The sequence below is a fragment of the Streptomyces xingningensis genome (genome assembly GCF_054957865.1).
In genome coordinates, this window is the sequence record NZ_JBDJPF010000020.1 from 14,212 (window position 1) to 36,734 (window position 22,523).

At 71.6% G+C, this 22,523-nt stretch carries 22 protein-coding genes; 11 read left to right on the forward strand and 11 right to left on the reverse strand.

Annotation, left to right across the window (positions count from 1 at the left end; translation table 11 throughout):
• Positions 1-2: 2 nt before the first annotated feature.
• The 3 genes from ABCR83_RS13000 (at position 3) to ABCR83_RS13010 (ending at position 2,253) form a co-directional block, all read left to right on the forward strand.
• Positions 3-788: a TetR/AcrR family transcriptional regulator gene (locus ABCR83_RS13000; protein ID WP_462695098.1), complete on the forward strand. Its 786-nt coding sequence runs from the start codon at positions 3-5 to the stop codon at positions 786-788.
• A 15-nt stretch (positions 789-803) separates the two neighbouring features.
• Positions 804-1,106, forward strand: coding sequence for a hypothetical protein (locus ABCR83_RS13005; RefSeq protein ID WP_462695099.1), 303 nt, complete (start codon positions 804-806; stop codon positions 1,104-1,106).
• 100 nt (positions 1,107-1,206) lie between these two features.
• Positions 1,207-2,253: a C40 family peptidase gene (locus ABCR83_RS13010; protein ID WP_462695100.1), complete on the forward strand. Its 1,047-nt coding sequence runs from the start codon at positions 1,207-1,209 to the stop codon at positions 2,251-2,253.
• Positions 2,254-2,264: 11 nt separating this feature from the next.
• On the opposite strand, the gene ABCR83_RS13015 is transcribed toward ABCR83_RS13010, so the two are convergent.
• The 5 genes from ABCR83_RS13015 to ABCR83_RS13035 are packed head-to-tail and all read right to left on the reverse strand — an operon-like array spanning position 2,265 to position 7,617.
• On the reverse strand, positions 2,265-3,539 hold the full coding sequence (locus ABCR83_RS13015; protein WP_462695101.1) for a styrene monooxygenase/indole monooxygenase family protein: 1,275 nt from the start codon (positions 3,537-3,539) through the stop codon (positions 2,265-2,267).
• Positions 3,521-4,174 (reverse strand): GTP-binding protein, encoded by a 654-nt coding sequence (locus ABCR83_RS13020; protein ID WP_462695102.1) that lies wholly within the window; start codon positions 4,172-4,174, stop codon positions 3,521-3,523. The genes ABCR83_RS13015 and ABCR83_RS13020 overlap by 19 nt, the downstream gene beginning before the upstream one ends.
• The gene (locus tag ABCR83_RS13025; RefSeq protein WP_462695103.1) at positions 4,155-4,547 is read right to left on the reverse strand and encodes a DUF742 domain-containing protein; all 393 of its coding nucleotides are present in this window, start codon (positions 4,545-4,547) and stop codon (positions 4,155-4,157) included. The genes ABCR83_RS13020 and ABCR83_RS13025 overlap by 20 nt, the downstream gene beginning before the upstream one ends.
• Complete coding sequence (locus ABCR83_RS13030) at positions 4,544-5,035, reverse strand: roadblock/LC7 domain-containing protein (protein ID WP_462695177.1); 492 nt, start codon at positions 5,033-5,035, stop codon at positions 4,544-4,546. The genes ABCR83_RS13025 and ABCR83_RS13030 overlap by 4 nt, the downstream gene beginning before the upstream one ends.
• 35 nt (positions 5,036-5,070) lie before the next feature.
• A complete protein-coding gene (locus tag ABCR83_RS13035) occupies positions 5,071-7,617 on the reverse strand; it encodes a sensor histidine kinase (protein ID WP_462695104.1) in 2,547 nt (848 codons plus the stop codon).
• A gap of 270 nt (positions 7,618-7,887) precedes the next feature.
• Between ABCR83_RS13035 and ABCR83_RS13040 the strand changes: the two genes are divergently transcribed.
• Positions 7,888-8,661: a hypothetical protein gene (locus ABCR83_RS13040; RefSeq protein WP_462695105.1), complete on the forward strand. Its 774-nt coding sequence runs from the start codon at positions 7,888-7,890 to the stop codon at positions 8,659-8,661.
• Positions 8,662-8,684: 23 nt separating this feature from the next.
• Here the strand turns inward: ABCR83_RS13040 and ABCR83_RS13045 are convergent, their stop codons facing one another.
• The gene (locus tag ABCR83_RS13045) at positions 8,685-9,140 is read right to left on the reverse strand and encodes a MarR family winged helix-turn-helix transcriptional regulator (RefSeq protein WP_462695106.1); all 456 of its coding nucleotides are present in this window, start codon (positions 9,138-9,140) and stop codon (positions 8,685-8,687) included.
• 269 nt (positions 9,141-9,409) lie between these two features.
• On the opposite strand from ABCR83_RS13045, the gene ABCR83_RS13050 reads away from it, so the two are divergent.
• The gene (locus ABCR83_RS13050; protein WP_462695107.1) at positions 9,410-10,222 is read left to right on the forward strand and encodes a lysozyme; all 813 of its coding nucleotides are present in this window, start codon (positions 9,410-9,412) and stop codon (positions 10,220-10,222) included.
• A gap of 82 nt (positions 10,223-10,304) precedes the next feature.
• Here the strand turns inward: ABCR83_RS13050 and ABCR83_RS13055 are convergent, their stop codons facing one another.
• Together ABCR83_RS13055 and ABCR83_RS13060 are read right to left on the reverse strand one after the other, a co-directional pair.
• Positions 10,305-13,154, reverse strand: coding sequence for a M4 family metallopeptidase (locus ABCR83_RS13055; RefSeq protein ID WP_462695108.1), 2,850 nt, complete (start codon positions 13,152-13,154; stop codon positions 10,305-10,307).
• Positions 13,155-13,254: 100 nt separating this feature from the next.
• Positions 13,255-14,166, reverse strand: a complete 912-nt coding sequence (locus tag ABCR83_RS13060; protein WP_462695109.1) for an NAD(P)-dependent oxidoreductase — start codon at positions 14,164-14,166, stop codon at positions 13,255-13,257.
• Between the two features lie 60 nt (positions 14,167-14,226).
• Between ABCR83_RS13060 and ABCR83_RS13065 the strand changes: the two genes are divergently transcribed.
• The 5 genes from ABCR83_RS13065 (at position 14,227) to ABCR83_RS13085 (ending at position 18,046) form a co-directional block, all read left to right on the forward strand.
• The gene (locus ABCR83_RS13065; RefSeq protein ID WP_462695110.1) at positions 14,227-14,607 is read left to right on the forward strand and encodes a MerR family transcriptional regulator; all 381 of its coding nucleotides are present in this window, start codon (positions 14,227-14,229) and stop codon (positions 14,605-14,607) included.
• Positions 14,608-14,655: 48 nt separating this feature from the next.
• Positions 14,656-15,489: a class I SAM-dependent methyltransferase gene (locus ABCR83_RS13070; protein WP_462695111.1), complete on the forward strand. Its 834-nt coding sequence runs from the start codon at positions 14,656-14,658 to the stop codon at positions 15,487-15,489.
• A gap of 68 nt (positions 15,490-15,557) precedes the next feature.
• Entirely contained in the window at positions 15,558-16,115 is a 558-nt protein-coding gene (locus ABCR83_RS13075; protein ID WP_462695112.1) for a carboxymuconolactone decarboxylase family protein, read from the forward strand.
• Complete coding sequence (locus tag ABCR83_RS13080) at positions 16,112-16,999, forward strand: RNA polymerase sigma-70 factor (protein ID WP_462695113.1); 888 nt, start codon at positions 16,112-16,114, stop codon at positions 16,997-16,999. The genes ABCR83_RS13075 and ABCR83_RS13080 overlap by 4 nt, the downstream gene beginning before the upstream one ends.
• Positions 17,000-17,212: 213 nt before the next feature.
• On the forward strand, positions 17,213-18,046 hold the full coding sequence (locus ABCR83_RS13085; RefSeq protein ID WP_462695114.1) for a class I SAM-dependent methyltransferase: 834 nt from the start codon (positions 17,213-17,215) through the stop codon (positions 18,044-18,046).
• A gap of 24 nt (positions 18,047-18,070) precedes the next feature.
• On the opposite strand, the gene ABCR83_RS13090 is transcribed toward ABCR83_RS13085, so the two are convergent.
• From ABCR83_RS13090 to ABCR83_RS13100, 3 genes are all read right to left on the reverse strand, one after another.
• Positions 18,071-20,101 (reverse strand): P-loop NTPase family protein, encoded by a 2,031-nt coding sequence (locus tag ABCR83_RS13090; RefSeq protein WP_462695115.1) that lies wholly within the window; start codon positions 20,099-20,101, stop codon positions 18,071-18,073.
• 23 nt (positions 20,102-20,124) lie between these two features.
• Positions 20,125-20,520 carry a hypothetical protein gene (locus tag ABCR83_RS13095; protein WP_462695178.1) on the reverse strand — a complete coding sequence of 132 codons (396 nt, stop codon included), beginning with the start codon at positions 20,518-20,520 and terminating at the stop codon, positions 20,125-20,127.
• Between the two features lie 143 nt (positions 20,521-20,663).
• Positions 20,664-21,377, reverse strand: coding sequence for a hypothetical protein (locus ABCR83_RS13100; protein WP_462695116.1), 714 nt, complete (start codon positions 21,375-21,377; stop codon positions 20,664-20,666).
• Between the two features lie 449 nt (positions 21,378-21,826).
• Here ABCR83_RS13100 and ABCR83_RS13105 point away from each other — a divergent pair, with 449 nt between their 5' ends.
• Entirely contained in the window at positions 21,827-22,456 is a 630-nt protein-coding gene (locus tag ABCR83_RS13105) for a GNAT family N-acetyltransferase (protein WP_462695117.1), read from the forward strand.
• Positions 22,457-22,523: the final 67 nt, after the last annotated feature.

Below are 22,523 nucleotides of genomic sequence, written 5' to 3' on the forward strand. Positions count from 1 at the left end.
GGATGACCGGCAGTGGAACCGCCTCGTACCGCAGGCTCGGCGTCGCCGAGCGCCGAGCCCAGCTGCTGACCGCCGCGCTCGGCCTCTTTGCGCACCGCACGCCCGAGGAGGTCTCGCTGGACGATGTGGCGGCCGCGGCGGATGTCTCGCGGCCGCTGGTGTACCGGTACTTCCCCGGCGGCAAGACCCAGTTGTACGAGGCGGCGCTGCGCAGCGCCGCCGATGACCTCGAACTGTGCTTCGCCGAGCCGCAGAGCGGTCCCCTCACCCGGCGGCTGGCCGCGGCACTGGACCGCTATCTGGCCTTCGTGGACGAGCATGACGCGGGTTTCAGCGCCCTGTTGCAGGGCGGCAGCGTCGTGGAGACCTCGCGCACGGGGGCGATCGTGGACGGGGTGCGCCGGGCGGCCGCCCGGCAGATCCTCGCCCATCTGCAGGTCCGGGAGCCCGGGATACGGCTGCGCATGATGGTGCGCACCTGGATCACGGCGGTCGAGGGCGCGTCGCTGACCTGGCTGGACGAGCGGAAACAGCCGCCGCCCGCGGAGCTGCGGGACTGGCTGGTCGACCACTTTGTGGCCCTGCTGGTCGCGACCGCCGCGAGCGACGAGCAGACCGCCAGGGTGGCGCGGGCGGCCCTGGCCCTGGAGCCGGCCGACGGCCCGGTGGCCAGGCTGGCGCGCCGGGTGGTGCCGGTGGTCTCGGCGGCGGGGCACCTGGTGCCGGACGCCGCGACGCCGCGGGGATCCACCGGCCGCCCCCCTGCGCCGCGGCAGCCCGGGCGCTGACGGACACTGGTGGGTGTGAGAAGCGAGGATGTGCCCTTTGTGGGCGGGCCCCTGGACGGGCGGGTGCTGCCCGTGCTGCTGGGCGCCACCGGACACCCGCCGAAGGTCTACCGGATTCCGGTGCCGGACGCGGAGGGCGGCCCGCCGACCGTCTATGTCTACCGACGGGCCACGGCGGGCAGCACGCGCCGGCTGGGGCTGCCCAGGGGCTGGAAGTACGAGTACGACCCGGAGGGCGGCGTCGGCGAGGGCCTCAGATGGCCATGGTCAAAACCGCCGAAATCCTCGTCGAAACCGCGCTCGGCGCCGGATGGGTGACGAACGGTCATCCAGAGAATGAGCGGATCAGGCGGTTTGGCCTACTTGACTGACATAAGTACCAGCGCACCGGACACCATCCTCCCCGAGGAGGTGGCCCGTGTCGGGACGGCTGATGCGATCCGTGTGCACCCTGGCGCTCATCGCCGGTGCCGTGCTGGTGTCTCCGGTGCCGGACGCCCGGGCGGATCAGCCCGATCAGTCGGTCAGTGCGCTGCTCGGCCGGCTGCGGCTGCTCTACCGCAAGACGGAGGCGGCCACCGAGGCGTACAACGCGGCCGATGAACGGCTGCGTGGACAGCGCGCCGCCGTCGAGCGGATCGAGGAGGCGCTGGCGCGGTCCCGGGCCGAGCTCGCCGACAGCCGGGCCGACGCGGGCGAGCTCGCCCGGGAGCAGTACCGGACCGGCCGCGGTCCGCTCTCCCCCACCCTGGTCTTCCTGCTCGGCGGCGACGCACGGACGGTGCTGGACCAGGGGCACGCCTTCCGGCGGGCGGCCGAGCGGTGGGCCGGCACCATCAACCGGCTCACCGACGGCGAGAAGCGCACGGCCGCGCTCGCCCGGCAGGCGCGCGGTGCGCTCGACGCCCAGCTGACCCTGGCCGCCGACCGGCAGCGGAAGCGGGATGCGGTGCGCGGCCGGCTGTCCGAGGTCGAGGAGCTGCTGGCCTCGCTCAGCGGCGGCCAACTCGCCGAGCTCCGGCACCTGGAAGCGCGGGACAGCGACACCGCCCAGCGGCGGCTGCTGGCCTCCGGTGCGCTGAGCGGTCCCCAGCCGGCACCGTCCGCGGCCGCCGGAAAAGCCCTGGAATTCGCCTACCGGCAGCTGGGCAAGCCCTATCTGTGGGGTGCGGCCGGGCCCGACTCCTTCGACTGCTCCGGGCTCACCTCGCAGGCCTGGGCGTATGCGGGGCGGGAGATCCCGCGCACCAGCCAGGAGCAGTGGCGGCTGTTGCCGAAGGTGCCGCCGGACCAGCTGCGCCCGGGTGATCTGGTGGTCTACTTCGAGGACGCCACGCATGTGGCGCTGTACATCGGCAATGGCCAGGTGGTGCACGCGCCCCGGCCCGGCGAGTATGTGAAGGTCTCGCCCCTGGGGGCGAATCCCCTGCTGGGGGTCGTGCGGCCGGATCCGGAACCCGCGTGACCCCGGTGACCTCAGCCGCCGGCCGGGCCGGAGCGGGCCACCTCCCGCAGATACGCCGCCGTCTTCGCCGGGTCGAAGAAGTAGTGCTCAAAGTCCGAGGGGTCGTTGAAGCCGTTGGCGAAGCGGTCGGCGATCGGCTGGAGGCCGCCCGCCGCGCCGATGAGCCGCCGCACATGGCCGGGCGGCGGCGCGAGCATCGCGTTGGTCCACTTGGTGGCGTGCCGCACGGTGGCCCAGTAGCGGTCGAAGGCCGTCCGCATCCAGGCCGCGTCGAAGGGCTGCTCGCCGTGCTCGAGGATGGCGTCGAGATAGCAAGCGGCGCATTTGGCGGCCGAGTTGGCGCCCTGCCCGGTGACCGGGTCGTTGACGACCACGGCGTCCGCGACGCCGAGCACCAGGCCGCCGGACGGCAGCCGCCCGACGGGCTCCCGGACGGTGGGGGTGTAGCGGCCCGCCAAGGTGGCGTTGGCGTCGGTGAGTTCGACTCGGGTGGCGCGCCCGTACTCCCAGGGCGTGAAGCGCTCCAGCAGTTCCAGGGTCCGGGCCAGGTGCTCGCCGGGGCCGCTGATGTGCCGGAAGGCATCCAGCGGACCGCCGGGCAGGCCCTCCCAGAAGAGGATGTCGGCCCGGCCGGAGGCGGTGAGGGTGGGGATGACCAGCAGTTCGCCGACGCCGGGCACGATGTTGCAGCGGACCGCGTCGTACTCGGGGTGCTCGGGGCGCGGACCCATGCCATGGACGTAGGCGAGCGCCAGGGAGCGCTGTGGGGTGGTGTACGGCGAGCGGGCGGCGTCCCGGTCGAAGACCGAGACGAGCTCGCCCTTGCCCGCCGCGATCAGCGTCAGGTCGTAGTGGCGGACCAGGAAGTCCAGGTCGCCGACCGTGGCGGCGTGGATGACCAGCCGGCCGCCGCGCTCGGCGAAGGTGTCCAGCCAGCCGGCCATCTTCACCCGCTGGTCCACCGACTGGGCATAGCCCTCCAGCCTGCCGACCCAGTCGACGATGCGGCGCACTCCCCGGCCCGGCCCCGGTGCGGCGGGGGGCCCGGCCACCGACAGGCCGAGGCCCTCGACGCGCGGGGCGCGGTCCTCCCAGAAGTTGAGGCCGAGTTCGCGTTCGTGCCGCAGGGCGCCGGCGAACATGACCTGGGTGGAGGTGACCCGTCCGGAGCGCGTCTCCTCGGCCGTGCGCGGGGACATGACGGTGACGTCATATCCCCCGGCCTGGAGACCGAGGGCGAGCTGGAGGCCGGACTGGCCGGCTCCGACTATGAGAATCCGTCGCATCGGCGGGAATCCGGGGTGCTGTCCAGGGCCCGGCCGACCAGGGTGAGCAAGGAGTCGACGACCGTGATCCGCTTCCGGGCATCCATGATCAGAACCGGGACCAGCTCGGTCAGCGACAGCGCCTCACGCACCTCCTCCGGTTCGTAATGGGCCGTTCCCTCGAAGTGGTTGACCGCCACGATGTAGGGCATTCCGCTGCTCTCGAAGTAGTCGAGCGCGGGGAAGCAGTCCTCCAGCCGCCGGGTGTCGACCAGGACCACCGCACCGATCGCGCCGCGCACCAGGTCGTCCCACATGAACCAGAACCGTTTCTGGCCGGGGGTGCCGAACAGATAGAGCACCAGGTCGGGTTCGAGGGTGATCCGCCCGAAGTCCATGGCGACCGTGGTGGTCTCCTTCTCCGGAACCGGCGCCAGGTCGTCCACCGCCTCGCCGGCCACCGTCATCACGGCCTCGGTGCGCAGCGGGGTGATCTCGGAGACCGATCCGACGAAGGTCGTCTTGCCGACTCCGAAGCCGCCCGCGACGACGATCTTCGTGGCGGAGGGGGCCCGGGTCCGGTCGGACTGCCAGCTCTGCGGCTTGTCCCGGCCGGCCGGGTGTCCCGTTATCGTGTCAGAGCCTGCGAAGTCCACACTGCACCCTTTCGAGCAGCGCGCGGTCGGGCCGTCCGGTGTCGTGACCGGTGCCGTAGACGCGGATTCTTCCCTGGTCGGCCAAGTCGCTGAGCAGTACGCGCACCACGCCCAGCGGCATCTTCAGCAGCGCGGAGACCTCGGCGACCGAGCGCAGCCGACGGCACAGCCCGACGATGGCCCGCGCCTCGGGCAGCACCCTCGACGCCAGCCCGCCGGTGCCGGCGGGCTCGGCCGGTTCGCCGAAGCCGTCGGGCGCCCCCACAAAGCTCTCGACGAGCAGCAGATGCCCGCACTGGGTGCGGCCGCCGGTGAGCGAGTACGGGCGTACCCGCGCGGTCCTTCGGCCGCGGACGGATGAGGTACGGCTCATCTGACCGCCTCCACCGACTGCCGTAGCTCTCTGCGGAGTTCGGGGGTGAGCACATGCCCGGCCCGGCCCACGAAGAGCGCCATGTGATAGGCGACGACGCTCATGTCGCAGTCGGGGGCGGCATGGACGCCCAGCAGGGAGCCGTCGCTGATGGCCATCACAAACAGGCTGCCCTCCTCCATGGCGACCATCGTCTGTTTGACGGTTCCGCCGTCCATCAGCGCGGCGGCGCCGGTGGTGAGGCTGCCCAGGCCCGCGACGATGGTGGCGAGGTCGGCGGTGGAGCTCCGCGGGCCCTCCTGCGCTCCGCCGCCCGCCGGTTGCCGCTCGGGGTCGGAGGAGAGCAGCAGCAGCCCGTCGGAGGAGACCACGGCGACCGACCGTACTCCGGGCACCTCGTCGACCACGTCCGTCAGCAGCCACAGCAGATTGCGGGCCTCATGGCTCAGTCCGTACCCGGTACCCTCCACGGTGCCGGGGGTGCCGATGGGGGTGACGGGGGTCGCCCCCCGGGAAAATGCAGTCAACCGCGTGCCTCCTCGACATTGCCGCCCTCGTCCAGCGCCCCCGCTTGACGCTGATCAATATCACGTCCGGTCAGCTCGGCCTCCACATCGCGCCGCCCGTCCCGGGCCCCCTGCTGGAACCCGGCGAGCTTGCGCCGCAGCGCCTCGGCGTCAACTCCCTTGCGCACGCTCCGCTCGGGGGGCTTCTGCGCCAGCGGCCTGGGGGTCCGCTTGGGCAGTCCGGTGCCGTTGACCTGGCCGGGGTGCGGCTGCCGGGGCACCGAAGCGGGTGCCGGGGCAGGCGTCGGGGCAGGTGCCGGGGCCGGGGGACGGGCGTGGCGGCCCACCGGAGGCCGCTCCTCCGGTACGGCGGTCAGCTCGATGGTCGGGTCGTCCGGCGGCGGGCCGGGCGGGGCGGGGCGGGGCCCGATGCTGGAGGTGCGGCGCGGGCGGCCCTGCATCACATGCGAGTTGGACTCGGCGACGGCGCCCGGGAACCGGCCGGGCGGCGGCGCCTGGGGGTCCGGGACCGAGGGGTCGGCGACGGCCGGCGGGGCGGCGGGCAGCAGCCGGGCGGGCAGCACCACCACGGCCGTGATCCCGCCCGGCCGCTGCTCGCGCAGCTGGACCCGCACCCCGTGCCGGGCCGCCAGCCGGGCCACCACATACAGGCCCAGGCCCATGACCGCGTCGTCGCCCGGCTCCCCGCCACCCGGCAGCACGCCCCGCGGCTGCGGATCCTCCTGTGCCAGCAGGGAGTTGAGCTCGGCGAGCCGGTCGGGGGCCATTCCGATGCCCTCGTCCTGGACGGAGAGCATCACATCGCCGTTCTCCAACAGCCAGCCGGACACCTGCACCTGCACATCGGGCGGGGAGAAGACGGTCGCGTTCTCCAGCAGTTCGGCCACCAGGTGGCTCACATCGTCCGCGGCGAATCCGGCGAGCTGTGCGCGGGCCGGCAGGGAGTGGATGCGTACCCGCTCATAGCGGTCGATCTCGCTGATGGCCGCCCGCAGCACGTCCAGCAGGGGCACCGGCCCCGGATGCCCGGCGCCGGCCTCGGCACCCGCGAGGACCAGCAGGTTCTCGCTGTGCCGGCGCATCCGGGTGGCCAGGTGGTCGAGCTTGAAGAGCACCTCCAGGCGGTCGGGGTCCGCCTCATGGGCCTCCATGGCCTCGATGACCGTCAACTGCCGCTCGACCAGCCCAAGGGTGCGCAGCGAGAGGCTGGCGCAGGTGGCGTGCGCCTGGGTGGTGAGCCCGGCCAGCTGGGCGGTCAGCTCCTGGTCCCGGACGCGCAGCGCGTCGCGCTCCTCGGCGAGGTCCGCACGGGCGCCGTCGAGCCGGTTGCGCTCCCCCTCGAGCAGGGTGATGCGCTCCCGCTGACGGACGACGGTGCCATGCAACACATTGACGGAGCGGGCGACTTCGGCGAACTCGTCGTCCCGGCCCTTGACCGAGACCGGCTCCCGGGCCAGCGGATCGGCGCAGACCCGGCGAGCGCCCAGCCGCAGCGCGGCCAGCGGTCGGGTCATGGAGCGGGCCGACTGGACCCCGGCCAGCAGGGCGATCAGGAAGCACAGCCCGGCGAGCGCGCCGCGCGCCTCCAGCGCGCTCACATCGCGGTCGCGCACCCGCACCAGATGCGCCGACTCGGCGGCGGCCAGGGCGGATTCGACTCCGCGCATCAGCTCCAGCCGGGCGGTGAGCGCCTTGCCCACCGGCTCCGCCGCCGGCTCCTGGCCCGGCTGCGGCCTGCTGGTGATCCTGGCCAGCTCCGCCTCGGCGGCGATGACCTCGGGCCCGGTGACGGTGGCGGCATAGGCGTCGCGGGCCTTGGCCGGGGCGAGTTGCGCAAAGTCGGCGAGCGCCGCCTGCTCCCGGAAGGCGGTCTGCTGGGCGGCGCCCGCGAGTTCGGGCTCGAACCGGGTGCCGTGCGCGGCCAGGGCGCCGAGGTGCAGGCCACGGGTGGCGGATGCCTCCTCGACGGCCCGGCCGAGCAGGGCCACCGCCGCCGCGTCGGCGGCGCCGGCCCGTGGCGGCAGCCGCACCGCGAGGGTGTCGGCCACCCCGTGCAGCGCCTGGACGGTCGTGGTGTACGCGGAGAACACCGCGAGCGGCTCGCCGGGCCCGGCCAGCGCCCGGCGGCGCGCCTCGGCCAGGCCGTCCAGCCGGCTGCGCACGGCGCCGGGCAGGGCCGTCCGGGCCGCCCGGGAGGCGGTGAACTCGCGGAGCTTGCGGTCGACTTGGGCGCGCCGCGCGGTGAGGGCGGCGGGCACCGGGCCGCGCCCTCCCCCGACGTACTCCGTCATGGCATCGCGCTCATCGGCCAGCGAGTGGGCCAGGGCGACGGCATCCGCGGCGGTTCTGGCCAAGGGGATGAGCCGCTCGGAGTCGCCCATGTCGCGCATGGCGTCGGCGAGCCCCAGGGCGCCCGCGCCGAGCACCGTGAGGGAGATGATCACCACCGAGACGATGAGCCGGTTGCGCACCCGGGCGGTGCGCTCCGGCACCCCCGTGGTCTGTTGCTCGCGTTGCCCGCCCCGAAGCCGCTTCTTCCGCACCGGTGCTCACCATCTGCTCTCGTCCGAAACCCGCCCCTGGTGCCGATGTGACCCTTTCAGCACCTCTGTGCGGCAGGCGCTCTTCATTCGCCGGGCCCACCCGAAGGAGTGGATCCCCGCCGGGGGCTGACCCCTCCGCATGCTGCGCGGGTGCCCTCCCCCGGCGACCGCCACCAGGTAAACCGCCGGATCCGCCGGAAGGATGCGCACGAACACCGACCAACACCGATCCAACCCCGTCCGAAATCAGGGTTCGTGCACACTGGCCCCATGCGCATCGAATTCGCCACTCTGCCGGGGGACCCCGAACGCCCCGACGAGGACTTCGCATCGGCGGCCCTGCCCGCCTCCGGCCGGGGCGGCACGCTGGTGCTGCTGGACGGGGTGACGCCGCCGCCGGCCGGTGGCACCGGCTGTACGCACGGGGTTCCCTGGTTCACCGCCCGGCTGGGCGGGGCGCTGCTCGAACTGTCGGCGGCACGGCGGGATCTGACGCTCCGGCAGTGCCTGGCCTCGGCAATCACCCGGACCGCCGACGCCCATCGGGCCACCTGTGACCTTGCTCACCACCGCACTCCGCAGGCGACCGTGGTGACAGCTCGCTGGGACGCGGAGCGGGTGGAGTATCTGGTGCTGTCCGACTCGGTGCTGCTCATCGAGGGCCCGGCGGGCACGGTGACGCCGGTACTGGACGACCGCATCGACCGGCTGGCGGCGCTGGGTCCGGTCACCGACGCCCAACGCAACGCGGAGGGCGGCTTCTTCACGGCGGCGGCGGACCCGGAGGTGGTACGGCGCGCGGTCGCCGGCGACCTGCCGCGGTCGCGGGTACGGGCGCTGGCCGCGCTCAGCGACGGCGCCTCGCGGTGGGTGGAGGTGTTCGGCGAGGGGGGCTGGGCCGACTGCTGCGCGCTGCTGGCGAAGGGCGGGCCGCAGGCGCTGATCGACCGGGTGCGGGTGCTGGAGCTGGCCGATCCGGACCGTACGGCCTTCCGGCGGGGGAAGACGCACGACGATGCGACGGCACTGTACGCCGAGTTGTGAGCGGGTGAGGTTTCCCTCGCAGCCTACGGTCCCACCGTGTCGTTCAGCCGGTGCAGCAGCCGCGCCAGCTCGGCGATCTCCCCCCGGTCCCACCCCGCGAGCTTGCGCACATACCGGGCCCGCCGGGCCTCCCGCACCCGGGCGAGCCGCGCCCGGCCCTCCTCCGTCAGCTCGACCAGCGAGGCGCGCCCGTCCGCGGGGTCCGGGTCGCGGGTCACCAGGCCGAGCTCCCACAGGGCGCGCAGCTGGCGGCTCATGGTGGCCTTGCCGACGCCGAAGAAGGCGGCCAGGTCCGTACCCCGCTGGCGCCCCGCTTCCTCCAGCCGGACCAGCAGGCCATAGGCCGCGGGCTCCAGTTCGGGATGGACCTCGCGGGCCATCTCGCCGGAGGAGGCGCGGGCGCGGCGCAGGAAGACCGCCAGCTCGCGTTCCAGGGCGAGGAACTCCTCGCCGCTCGCCTTGGAAGGCGGAGTGCTCATCTGGTGCACTAGGGGCCCTCTCCTGCTTTCCAGCCACCGACATCTTCTCCGGCCGCGGCAGGTCACCGCGACTGCGCCAAGTATTTCCCAGGATGTGGCCAAGGACAGCACTCCGGGCTCTGTACCGGGGGCAGGGCATGGACGTAGCTTGATTTATGTCATGGGCACACCAATGGCCCATGACTGTGGATCCACCCCCCAACTCCTGCCCCCCACAACCCAGTTCCACCTCCACCGAACTCCCCCACCGAGCTCCCGGAGGCATCTTGATGCCCAAACATCCCTTCCGTCCTGCCCTGCTCTCGCTGCTCGCCGTGCTGGCCCTGCTCCTCGCCCTGCCCGGCACGGCCGGAGCCGCACAGCCGCACCGCCCCTCCCATCCCGAACGGGACTGGATGGGCGTCACCATCCGCGCCCACGAGGGCGGCCACGGCCGCCCCGGCCCCTCGCTCACGGCCTCCGTCGAGGGCGTGGACGTCAGCAGCCACAACGGCAACGTCGCCTGGTCGAGCCTGTGGAACGCCGGCAACCGGTTCGCCTGGGCCAAGGCCACCGAGGGCACCGGCTACACCAACCCGTACTTCGCCCAGCAGTACAACGGCTCCTACAGCGTGGGCATGATCCGCGGCGCGTACCACTTCGCACTGCCCAACCACTCGACCGGCTCGGCCCAGGCAAGCTACTTCGTCTCGCACGGCGGTGGCTGGTCGGCCGACGGCAGAACGCTGCCCGGCGTACTGGACATGGAGTACAACCCCTACGGGAACGTCTGCTACGGGATGAGCGCGTCCGACCTGGTCGACTGGGTGACGGACTTCCTCACCACCTACCGCAACCGCATCGGCCGGGATGCGGTCATCTACACCTCAACCGGCTGGTGGAAGCGGTGCACCGGCGACTACGCGGGCTTCGGCTCGGTCAACCCGCTGTGGATACCGCGCTATGGTTCCTCGGCCGGCACCCTTCCGGCGGGCTGGGGCTTCCACACCATATGGCAGTACACCGACACCGGACCGGCCGTCGGTGACCACGACCGCTTCAACGGCTCCTACGCCCGCCTGCAGGCGCTGGCCAACGGCTGACGCCGACACCACACCTCCAGGACGGCAAGGCCGTGCCCCCGGCACGTCGGCGCCGGGGGCACGGCCCTCATCTCCGCTGGTATCAGCCGCAGTTGCCCGCCGGGCGGTTGCGGGTCACCAGGTCGCTGTAGCCGGTGGTGCCATCGATCCAGATCACCTGCCGGCCGCTGACGGCCGCCGCGGACAGCTGCTCACCACGGTTGCAGGAGACCCGGCCCTTGCGGGTGCCGTCCGTGGCGAACTGCCACAGCTTGGCCATGGTCTCGTTGTGGTAGGTGGTGTCCGGCGGCTGGGAGGCGACCGTCACCGCATCCTCGGACAGGGTCAGGTCGAAGGGGAACAGCGCTTCCGCGCCCTTCTCCTTGCCGAAGTCCACCGCGCCGGTGCCGTCGAGGTCGGCGCGCCGCACCACCAGCGGCCCCTCGCCCTGGGTCTCGTCCACCAGCCAGAAGACATTGCGGTGGTTGATACCGGTCTGGCCGATGCCGCTGGGTGTGCCGAGCTGGCCCATCAGGGTCTTGGTGCCGGTCTTGAGGTCCAGCACCTCGGTGCCGTACCGATAGGCGTCGCCCTCGAAATAGGCCCTGGCATAGGCGATCCGGTCGCCGCTCAGCGACGGCAGGGCGGTCGACTGCTCAAAGCGGCCGCCGTCCACAAACACCGGGTCCTTGTCGCCCTGCCGCAGCCAGGCCACATGCCGCCCGCCGGAGGGGTCCGACAGTTCAAAGACCACCGTGCCGCCCGACATCCGCACCCGGGGGATATTGCCGGTCGAGGAGTACAGCTTCTTGACCGGCCCGCCCGCGAGCGGACGCGACAGCAGATCGACGCCCGCCGAGCCGACCGCCGTCCACACCACGGTCTTGCCGTCGGTGGCCGGGTTGACGTGGTAGCGGCCGTCGTTGGGGCTGATCAGCCTGGGCGAACCGGTGCCATTGCTGTGGCCCGCCCACAGCGAGTACGGCTCGGAACCGTCGTCGTTGGACTTGGCCGCGACCCACCAGCCGCCGCCCGCGCCCACCGCCGAGCCACTGGTGTTGAGCTTGCCGAGCAGCTGGTCGGAGTCCACCCCGAGGGCCAGCTCCCAGTCCGGCACGATGCCATGGGCGTTGAAGGAGCGCTTGACGACATTCTGCCCCCGCGGCGAGACCTTGAGGTCCCGGGCCGCGGCGATGACCGCGGCACGGCCCTCGGTGAAGCCGTCCAGCGGGGTCATATACCGGGTCAGCGCCTGGTAGACGAGCTTGTCGGCCAGGGTGGGGCCGAGGTCCTTGCGGATGTCCCACAAGGCACCCGAGAAAATGGTCGAGTTGAGGTGGACACCACCGCTGTCGGTGCCGAAGCCCACGCCCAGGAAGTTCTTGGCGGTCGTCTTGCCGTCGTTCAGGTCACGGAAGGCGCACTGGCGGGCCGGCTTGGTGCGGCACAGCGAACCGCCCAGCAGCCCCGACTCCGGGTCGTCCATGGCGATGCCATAGGCATTGGTCCTGATGGCGTTGCCGAAGTAGTCGGCCAGCGCCTCGTTGAGCGCCCCGGACTGGCCCGCGTAGACCAGGTTGGCGGAGTTCTCCACCACCCCGTGCGTCATCTCATGGCCGACCACGTCCAGGCCCGCCGAGAGCGTCCGGTACTCCTTGTCGCCCCCGCCGTACACCATCTTGGCGCCGTCCCAGAAGGCGTTGACATAGGGCATGCCGAAGTAGCTGACGCCCACCAGGGAGTTGACGGTCATGCCGCGGTCGTCGAGGCTGTTCCGCTTGTGCATGGTCCGGTAGTAGTCATAGACCTGGCCCGCGGCCCAGTGCGCGTCCACCGCGCCCGACTCGGTGGCGTCCTTGCCGAACTCGGGGGTCGCCGAGCCGAACTCCCTGATGCCGTCCGGCCAGCGGCCGGATGCCTCGCTGACATCCTTGCCGCGCGCGTCCCAGGTGGCCAGCACGTTCTTGGAGGAGTCGGCCATCCGAGCGTGGTCGCGCATCACATACTCCTTGCGCGACGCGTCCTGCTCCAGGCCGAGCTCGACCGTCTGCCCGTCGTACTTCACCCCGGAGCCGGTGACCCCGGAGGTGTCGCCGGCCCCCCGGGCGGCACCGGGGACCCGCCGCCCGGAGGCGGCCGGACCGCCGCCGCCCGGCCCCTGCCCGGGGGCGCCGAACGTCTTGATGCCGCTGTACTGCAGCACCGGGAAGCCGGCCCGGGCGTCCACATAGACCTCGCGCAGCACCGGCTCACCGGTGGCCGGGTCGGAGCCCCGCACGGTGACATGGTGCGCCAGCACCCCCGCGCCCCTGGGCAGCACCACCAGACCGCGGGCGGTACCGCCGAGCGCCCTGGCCGCCGCGCTCGGCGCGCCCTTGGACGGGACGACGTCCTTCTTGCCGAGCGTCCTGCCGCCCAGCTGCTCCTGGACGGCGCCGACCGCCCGCCGCACCGCCAGCTCCTCGCCGACCTCGGGCCTGGTGTCGGTCTTCAGCGCGGTGAAGTACCTACCGGAGGTTCCGGTGACGACCCGGTTGCCGTCCTGCTTCTCCATCCGCACCAGATACTGGCCGCCGAGGACGTCGACTCCCCGGTGCTTCTGCTGGAGCCGCACGGTCTCGGTGTCACCGGTGCGCACCGTCTGCACGGCCTTCAGGTCGCGCGCCGGATCGGCGATGCGATAGCGGCTCTCCTTGTCCGCCAGGTGTCCGCGCGCCGCATCGGCCGCGCTTCCCGTGGACTTCACCGCCTCCCGGATCCCGTCCACCAGGGCGGGGGTCGCGGTGCCCTTGCCCGGGATCACCTCCACAGGTCCCGGGGCGGGCGCCGCGGCCTGGGCCGGCGCGGCCGTGATGACGAGTGCGGCGGCGCCGAGCAGCGCTGCCGCACCGGTTATGCCGCTCTGTGCTCTGGACGCTTTCGATCTTCCTGAACGTGCACTGGGCTTACGCAAGGTATCCCCTCCGTACAGGCCTCAACAGCCGGAACATCTCTGGGCGCAGCCATGCAAGCGGTGATGTGTGAACTCCTCAATGGGGCCCGGGTGCCGGTAGTCAACTTTCGGCCCCTCCCGCCCGCAGCTCCTCGACCAGCCGGGAGATCTGGGCCGAGCCGTGCCCCGCGTCGATCGCCCGCCGGGCGACGGCATGCGCGGCGCTCAGCACCCCGGCATCGATCCCGTGCCCCTCGGCGGCATGGATGATGTGCTCCATCCCGGCCGCCGCCGAGGCGATGCTGGAGGTTTCCCCCGGGTAGCGGCCCTCGTCCGCCTGCGCCGCGAAATCCGGGATGATCCGGGACATCAGGCCCACGATTCCCTGGGCATACGGGGCGAGGTCCGTCGCCTTGATGTTCTCCGCCCGGGCCAGCGCCAGCGCATGGACATAGCCGCTGACGGTTGTCCAGAACAGGTCGAGCAGCGCGACGTCGTACGCCGCCGCCCGGCCGGGGTCCGTACCGAGGTGATCGGCGGTGCCGCCCAGGCTCGCCAACACCGGCCGGTGCGCCTCGTACACGTCCTTGGGTCCGCTGTAGAGAACCTGGGCCGCGTCCGTCCCGATGGTCCGCGTGGGCGTCATGATCGACCCGTCGAGGTAGTCGATGCCGTGCGAGGCGGCCCACTCCGCCGTCTCCCGGGCCCGCCGCGGCGAGTCGGCGGTGAGGTTCACCACAGTGCGACCCCGCAGCTCCCCGGCCAGCGGGCCCAGGATCGCGTGCACGGCGTCATAGTCCAGCACGCACACGATCACCAGCTCGCTCGCCCGCACCGCGGCCTCGGCCGTCTCCGCGAGCACCGCGCCCTGCCCGGCCAGCTCCCCGGCCCTGCCCGCCGAGCGGTTCCACACGGTGGTGGGGTGGCCGCCCTTCAACAGCGCACCGGCCAGCGCCCGGCCCATGGGGCCCAGCCCGAGGACGGTCACCGAGGACAGATCATTTCCCTTGCCGTTCACCTTCACATTGGTCATGCTGGCGAAGCTAAACCCTCACGTTGACGTGAGGGTCAATCCACTGTGACGGAGGCCACCTTGCGCATCGGAGAACTGTCCCGGCGCACCGGCATCAGCCACCGCGCCCTGCGCTATTACGAGGAGCAGGGCCTGCTCAAGCCCCAGCGCCAACCCAGCGGCTACCGTGAGTACGACGAGAGCGCCGTGCGCACCGTCGAGAACATCCGCACCCTGCTCGCCGCCGGGCTGGGCACCGCCGTGATCGCCGAGGTGCTGCCCTGCACCGTCGACGACAACGGGCTGCTGCTGCCCGGCTGCTCCGAGCTGTTCGACGAGGTGCTCAAGGAACGGAACCGGATCAGCACCACCGTCGGCGAACTCCAGTCCGCACTGGGGCTGCTGGAGGCGCTGATCGACCGGTCCAGGGCCATGGCGCCCGAACTGACCCGCGCCTACTGACCGTTCCCGCCAACTGGGCGGACTCTTCCGGACTCTTACGGTGATGCCATGACCACCAACCCCACCGACCCCCCGCGCGAGCGGCGCAATGTCTTCGGCGAGGTCGCCGAGCAGTACGATGCCGCCCGCCCCGGATATCCCGAGCAACTGGTCACCGACGTCCTCGAGTTCACCGGCCGCGAGATCGACGCCGCCGCCCCCGCGCTGGAGGTCGGCGCGGGCACCGGCAAGGCCACGCTGGCGTTCGCCGCCCGTGGCATCCCGCTGACCTGCCTGGAGCCGGACCCCCGGATGACCGCCGTGCTGGCCCGCAACTGCGCCGGCTTCCCCCAGGTCACCATCGCCACCGGTGACTTCGAGAGCTGGCGTCCGGACGGCCGTCGCTTCGGCCTCCTCTACTCGGCCCAGGCCTGGCACTGGATCGACCCGGCGGCGCGCTGGTCACAGGCCAGGGCCGCGCTGGCCCCGGGCGGGACCATAGCCCTGTTCTGGAACGACTGGGCCGTGGCCGAGGAGGACGTCCGGCAGGAGCTGATCGCCGTCCATCTGCGCCACCTCACCGAACTGCCCCCGCACACCATCCTGGAGACCCGGCCGCGCGAGAGCGTCATGGGCGACAGCTCATGGGTGCGGGAGGAGATGGCGGCCGACGGCGGCTTCACGGACATCACCCGCCGCCAATACACCACCGGGCACGAGTTCTCCACGGCCGGGCTGATCGATCTGCTGTCCTCGCTCTCCACCTACCGGCTCGCCCCGGAGGCCACCCGGGAGGCGCTCTTCAGGGATGTGGCACGGGTGGTCGACGCCCATGGCGCAGCCGTCCGGCTGCGGACCACCACCGGTCTCTTCCTGGGCCGGACCACCGGCCGGCCCGGGTGATGTCACATCCGCGCGGGCCGATGTGTCGGACCTGGTGACAGCGCACACCGCGACACCAGGAGGCATCCATGGCCCGCATCTCCCTCACCCCGCCCCGCACCCTGCTCCTGCGCATCGCCGAGTGGTACTCCAAGCGCACCTTCGGAAGCGCCCTCGACCCCATGAAGGCGGTCGCGCACAACCGCCGGGTCATGTTCGGAGGCTCGCTCCTGGAACTGAGCGCGGCGAAGTGGAACAGCCTGGACAAGGGACTCAAGCACCTGGCCGTGATGGCCTCCGCGGTGAAGATCGGCTGCACCTGGTGCACCGACTTCGGCTACTGGGAGGCCAACGAGCTGGGCCTGCCCCTGGACAAGATCAGCAAGGTGCCCGGCTGGCGGACCGAACCGGCGGCCTTCACCGAACTGGAGCGGCTGGTCATGGAGTACGCCGAGGCCATGACCGAGACGGCGCCCTGCGTCACCGACGAACTGGCCGCGGAGCTCCTCGGACGGCTCGGCGAGGCGGCGTTCGTCGAGCTGACCGCGATCGTCGCGGTGGAGAACATGCGCTCGCGCATGAACAGCGCCTTCGGCCTGACCGGCCAGGGCTTCTCCGACCGGTGTGCCATACCGTCGAGGGTATGAAAGAGCACAATACCGAGCGCGACCGGGACAGGACCGACCTCTTCGAGGAGCACCGGCGCACGCTGTTCGGCATCGCCTACCGCATGCTGGGCAGCGTCGCCGACGCCGAGGACGTGCTGCAGGACGCCTGGCTGAAGTGGAGCGACGTCACCGGCCCGGTCGGCAACCCCCGGGCCTACCTCGCGCGCACCGTCACCAACCTCTCGCTCAACCGGCTGCGTTCGGCCGCCGTCCAGCGCGAGGCCTATGTCGGCACCTGGCTCCCCGAGCCCCTGCTCACCACACCGGACGCCACGGAGGACGTCGAGATGGCCGAATCGGTCTCACTCGCGATGCTCGTCGTCCTGGAGAGCCTGTCCCCGCTGGAGCGGGCGGTCTTTGTGCTCAAGGAGGTCTTCGGCTTCTCCTACCAGGAGATCGCCGAGGCACTGGACCGCGGCGAGCCGGCGGTGCGGCAGGTGGGCCACCGGGCCCGCTCCCATGTCCAGGCCCGCCGCCCCCGTTTCGACGCCGACGCCGACACCCGCAAGCGGGTCACCGACGAGTTCACCGCCGCCTGCCTGGGCGGCGACCTCAACCGCATGCTGGAACTCCTCGCCCCCGAGGTCACCGCCTGGACCGACGGCGGCGGCAAGATCCGCGCCGCGCTGCGCCCGCTGCACGGCGCCGACAAGGTGGCCCGCTTCCTGCTGGGGGTGCTGCCCCAGGCTCTCGAACCGGAGGCGCTGGAGGTACGGGAGGTGACGGTCAACGGCGAGCCCGGCCTGCTGTTCCTGGTCGCCGGGACGGTGAGCACGGTGGCCAGTGTCGAGGTCTTCGACGGCCGGGTCACGGGGATCCGAGTCATCCGCAACCCGGACAAGTTGCGTCATCTGGGCGGCTGATGACACCGCACCCGCGGCACCATCTACGGCTACTCCTCCTACAACTTCAGCCCCATCTGGCATGCGACGAACTGCTGACGGCGATCTCGCCTTCACCCAGAGTGACCACTCAGGGCCCGCTCACCTCGCCCCGCAGTCCCGTCCCACTCCGCCGTTGGGCCGAGAAACCATCGGCGCTACGTTGGATGCGAAGGCGAGCGATGGGAATCGGCCATGAACCGCGAGAAGATCACCCTGCACGGCGTTCCGGAGACCATGCTCTTCACGCTCTACGCCCGCGCCCTGGACAGCCGCTCCCCGGCACCCGTACTCGGCGACACCGAGGCGGCCAGGATCGTGCCGGGCATCGACTATGACTTCCGCCGGGTGGGCATGGGCCGCCTCACCGCCGCGGGAATCGCCCTGCGCGCACTCCAACTCGACATCTGGACACGCGAGTTCCTGGCGCATCACCCCGAGGCCACCGTCCTGCACCTGGCCTGCGGTCTGGACACCCGGGCGCACCGGATCGACCGGCCGCCGGCCGTCCGCTGGATCGATGTCGACCTCCCCGAGGTGCTCGCCATCCGCGAGCACCTGCTGCCCCGGCCCCCCGGCGACTACCGGATGCTCGCCGCCTCCGTCACCGAGGACGCCTGGCTCGCCGAAGTCCCCGCCGACCGGCCCACCCTGGTCGTCTTCGAGGGCCTGTCGATGTATCTGCGGAAGGAGGAGGGCAGACGGCTCGTCCGGCGCCTGGTGGACCGCTTCCCGAGCGGGCAGTTGCTCTTCGACTGCTACAACTCGCTCGCCGTGCGGATGGGCGCGCTGTTGCCCCCGATCCGCCGCACCGGGGCGACGTTCCACTGGGCGATCGACGATCCCGGTGAGCTCGAGGGGTGGGCGCCCGGCCTGCGCTGTCTGGACGCGGTACGGGGCAATGAGCTCCCCGGCGTCGAACGGCTGCCGTGGGCCGCGAGGTCGGGCGCCCAGGTGATGGCGCGGGTGCCCGTGGTCCGCGACCTGGGGCGGCTGCTGCGGTTCGGGTTCCGGCCGGCGGGGTCATGACGCCGCCCGACCCAAAATCCAAGGTCAATTTCTGGTCGGGACCGAGAGGTCGGCATCGGGGGTGAGCGCGGAGGTGGTCCAGGTCGCGCTATCCGAGAAGACGATGCAGATCACATGGTGATAGCCCGTGTCCCAGGTGACGGAGTTCGGCCCCAGGTAGCCGAGCTGGGCGGTCTGGTCGAGCTCGGACTTGTCCACGTTCTTGTTGAGGATGGGCTGGCACTTGGTCCCGGCGTCCCGCCGGTACCCGTCCTGCCCCGGCCAGGGGCCGGATGGCTCGGTGAAGGCGCCGATCGCCTGGCCGCCGTGCGCCTGGCCGCACTGGGCCAGCTTGATGCTCTCCATCTCGCCCGCGAAAGACGGGCGTTCAAAACAGTCGCCCGGCTTGAGCGTGCACGCATTGGCGTACCCGGCGGGCGGATTGGGGCACCGGGCGGACGGCCCCTCATCACCGCCGCTGTTCACGGCAATGACCGTGCCGGTCGCGGCCACCGCGATGGCGGCCCCCGCGAGGCCGGCCTTGGTGTACAGCGGAAGCCCCTTGAGGCTGCCGGCCGCCTTGCCCACCAGGCCGCCGCCCTTGCCCGCCACGCCGCCCGCCGCCCCGAACGAGGCGGTCTGGCCGACGCCCGCGGCGAAGAGCGCCAGGGCGGCGACCGCGGCGACCTCGTCACCCTCCAGCAGCCTGCGGGTCTGCTCCCCGGTACGGAGGTAGTACTCCACGTCCGCGGCCGATCCGCCGAGACCGGCGGCCTTCCTGCCCAAGGCGTACAGCTGAAGTGCCGTCTGTCCACGGCCGGTTTGCAGCGCGACCGGCGCGGCGATCCTGGCGAACTGTGCGGCCGTCGCCCACTGGTGCGCAGCGTCCAGTTCATGTGCGACGGCCAGCAGCAACTGTGGGTCCGGGGCAGGCGGCGCGTATGGCCCGGTGAGCCAGGCCAGGATTCCCCTCGCCGCGGTGAGGACGTCCGAGCGGCCCCAGTTCTGGGCCCGCACCGCGGCTACGGCGTCCTCGGTGATCCGGCAGATCCCGGCGTCGCACATCACCAGCTGCCGGTCGCACAGCTCCGCCGCCGAGTCCATGGCCCGCGGATTTCCGGTGACCGCCGCGAACCAGGCCGAATCCATGGCGGGCCCGAAGGTGGCCAGCGCCAACAGCACCTGCCGGGCGGTCTCGCCCAGGGCGACGGCCAGGGTCTCGGCCTGCCGCTGCGGGCTCAGCCGACCGGGATCCACCGGACGCGGCCGGTCAAAGGGTTCCTCGGTGAGCCGGGCCCGCCACTCATCGGACGCCTTGATGAACTCCGCGTACTGGAGCAGCCGTTGCGGCCTGCCCTCGGCCATCCGATAGACGTGGTCGAACTGCAGGTTCTGCAGGCCGGCCGGGCCGAGTGGCAGCCCGAGCTCGGCGCTGAGCAGATCGACGGCGGCGGCGCGGGCCAGCGGCTGCACATGGTGGGCCGCCCCGGGGTCGGACAGCGTCCGGTACTGGGAGGTGATCAGGAAGGTACAGCCGGAGAACGTCTCCAGCAGCCTGGACAGCTCCTCCTGGCTCAGTGTGCTGTCGATGAGGGTGAGGTGCGCGGTGACCCCGGCGACGGCGGCGCGGAGCATCGACTCATCGACTCCCCGCAGAAAGTTCCTGCCGAAGAACAGCCCGGCCAGGCGCCCGTACAGCGCTTCGAGGGTGTCCTCCTCCCCGGCCCGGGGCAGCAGGGCATGACCCCGTACCCCGCTGACCGCCAGCCTCCGGTGCACCGCCCAGGCGATCGCCTTCTTGCCCACGCCGGGCGGTCCGTACAACTGCGCCCTGCCACCGGTGGTCAGCCGCTCGGCGATCTCCGCGACCGTCGCCTCCCGGCCGAACAGCCGGGGCCGCGAGGAGACCGGCAGCGCGGGAGGCTCCCGGAGCGGCAGCTCCAGCACGCTGCGGGCCTCGACGAAGCGGCCCTCCGCGTAGACCACGTTGAACGCATAGGCGCCGGTGCTGACGATGCCCCGGTTGTCGCCGTGGACCACCACCGACGGGTCATCGCCGGGCCGGCCCCCGGGCACCCCTTGCCCACCTAACCCGCTGCTCATCGGCGTTGCACGTTCGTCGCGCCGTCGCCGGTGGCGACGATCCCGAAGTTGCCCCCACCGATGGCGACCCCGCGCCCGGTCACCTGGGCACCTCTTGGCAGCAACTCGGCCAGCTCGGCGGCGAGTTCCGGATCACCCGCCAGCACCTTCTTGATCTGCAGCCGCAACGAGGCCAGCGCGTCCGGCTCCTCCGCGTCCTCCGCCAGGTCGGTGACGGCGGCCCGGACCGGCACAGGGTCGGCGCTGCGGTGCAGGATCCGGGCCAGCAGCCGCTGCCCCAGCCGCACCGTCGCATCGGCCGCCTCGTCCTCGGCTCTGGTCAGCACGCCCACGCCATAGGCGGCCACCGCCGCATCGACCGCCGGCACGATCTGGCCCAGCAGGGTGTCCATCTCCACCACCGCAACCCCCTGACACAGCACTCGACTTCGGAGTTCAGCGTAGCCCGGGGGTGCGCTGCGGCGTAGACTGCTTTGACGCTCTGCCAGCTTTGTCCCTCTGTCAGCTTTGTCCCTCTGTCAGTATGGAACCGGACTCAGGCGAAGGGGTTGCAGACCGGGACGCCCACCCAGGTGATGTAGACATACAGCTCTCCCTGCCGCGTCTTGCAGAAGGAGACCGCCTTGGAGCCCAGGTCCGTCAGCGCGGCGACGAGCACGGTGGCCGGAAGCAGGCTGCCCAGGGAGGCGAGCGTCACCACACTGGTCACGATCTGGACGAGGTCCTTGGTGATGTCGACCCCCGCCTGCACCTTCCCGGCGGCAAACGAGTCCAGGTGGATCAGCAGCCCGAACCAGGTGACCTTGACGGTGATGCCGTCCACGATCTGGACCGGCGCACTGCGCAAGCCGAGTCCGGCGTCCGCGGCCGAGGGGTTGACGACCACACCCTCGCCGTCCTTGCTGACCGCAAGCTTCTTGCCCGACAGCGCGTTCAGGCGGGCCACAGCGGTGCCGACCGCGTCGATCGCCTGCTTGCCCACACCGGCGGCCTCGGCGCCCTTGGTATCCAGCCGGTAGCCATCGCTGCCGTAGTGCACAAACGGAGCCAGCGCCTTGCGCTCTTCGGCGCTCAGCCAGCCGACGCTCACGGAATCCTTGGCGTTCTGCACGGTCTTCACGGCCTGCACGGCCTGCGGTGCGGCAGCCGGTTTGCCCGCAGCCGCGGCGGCCGGCAGGACGGTCGCCGACAGGATGGCTATGGCTGTGGTCAAGCCGAGGCCGGCTCTCAGCAGGTGGGTCTGACGCATGGCGGCGCTCCCTGGGGTAACTCGACGGTGACGACCGTCGATTGAGCGTGACGGAGGACGGTACCGATGAGACTCAAGGGCCAGCGGAGCTTCTTGCTGCAACCCTCGACCCTTATGCGGAAGTTATTGCTCCGCATAAGCCATTAACAACCCACCAAGACTGTGATGCGCCGCACAGCCCGCCCGGCTTTCGATCACTGCCAAAACTTAGGCTAACCTAAGTACTCGACTTCGGAAGTCCTTCGGGACTGCCGGCGGGTAGGGCGGCGGCGCCCTCGTAATGATTGCCGACTGGTGGCGGTTCTACCATTTGCGATCTTTCACGACTGCCCTTCAGGAGCTGCACCCCGGCAAAGCAGATGCCGCAGACTGCACGGCGACGTAATGTGTGCTCCCGACTGCTGTCTATTACCCGGCCGTTGGTACGGCCACAGCTTCGGGAGGGCTTGATGGTTGCGGACATAGTGAGGACTTGGGCGGCGGGCTGGGCCGTGTCCCGGCGGACGCCCCCGCCTGTCGAGAAGCCCTGGGGGTTCTATATCGAAGTGGCCAGCAACGCCGACGAAGTGGGACGTCATGTCCTGCCCGAGGCCGAGGAGTTGTTGGTCCGCAGCGCCGCGGCCTCGGTGTCCGTGCCACGGACTTGGATGAAGATGCCCGCGGAGCCGGAGGAGATCGAGTCCTGGCTGCCCCAGGGGTGGGCCTGGGAGGAGAGCGGCCATCTGATGGCCGTTGACCTGATGGCCACGGACCCGGTCGCGCCTGAGGGATACACCACGACTGTGGAGACCATTGGAGCGGTCACCTACGCTCGGGTGCTGGATGCGGCGGGCGAGCAGGCGGCCCAGGGGCAGATGGCATCCCTCGGGGAAGCCGTGGTCGTGGACCGGGTGGTGACCGAGGAGGCCCATCGGCGGCGCGGGCTGGGCAACTTCGTGATGCGTACACTTGCCGACCGCGCCCTGGAGACAGGCGCGGTCCTCGGCGTTCTCGGCGCGACCGGCGCCGGGCGCGCGCTGTACGAGACGCTGGGCTGGAAGAAGCACGCGACGCTGGCGGAGTGCGTCTACCGGCCCTGAAGCAGGAGCATCGGCCGTGCGCGGGGGTGGCCGAATCCCCCAGAGCGCCAACAGTCCCCGGACAGTC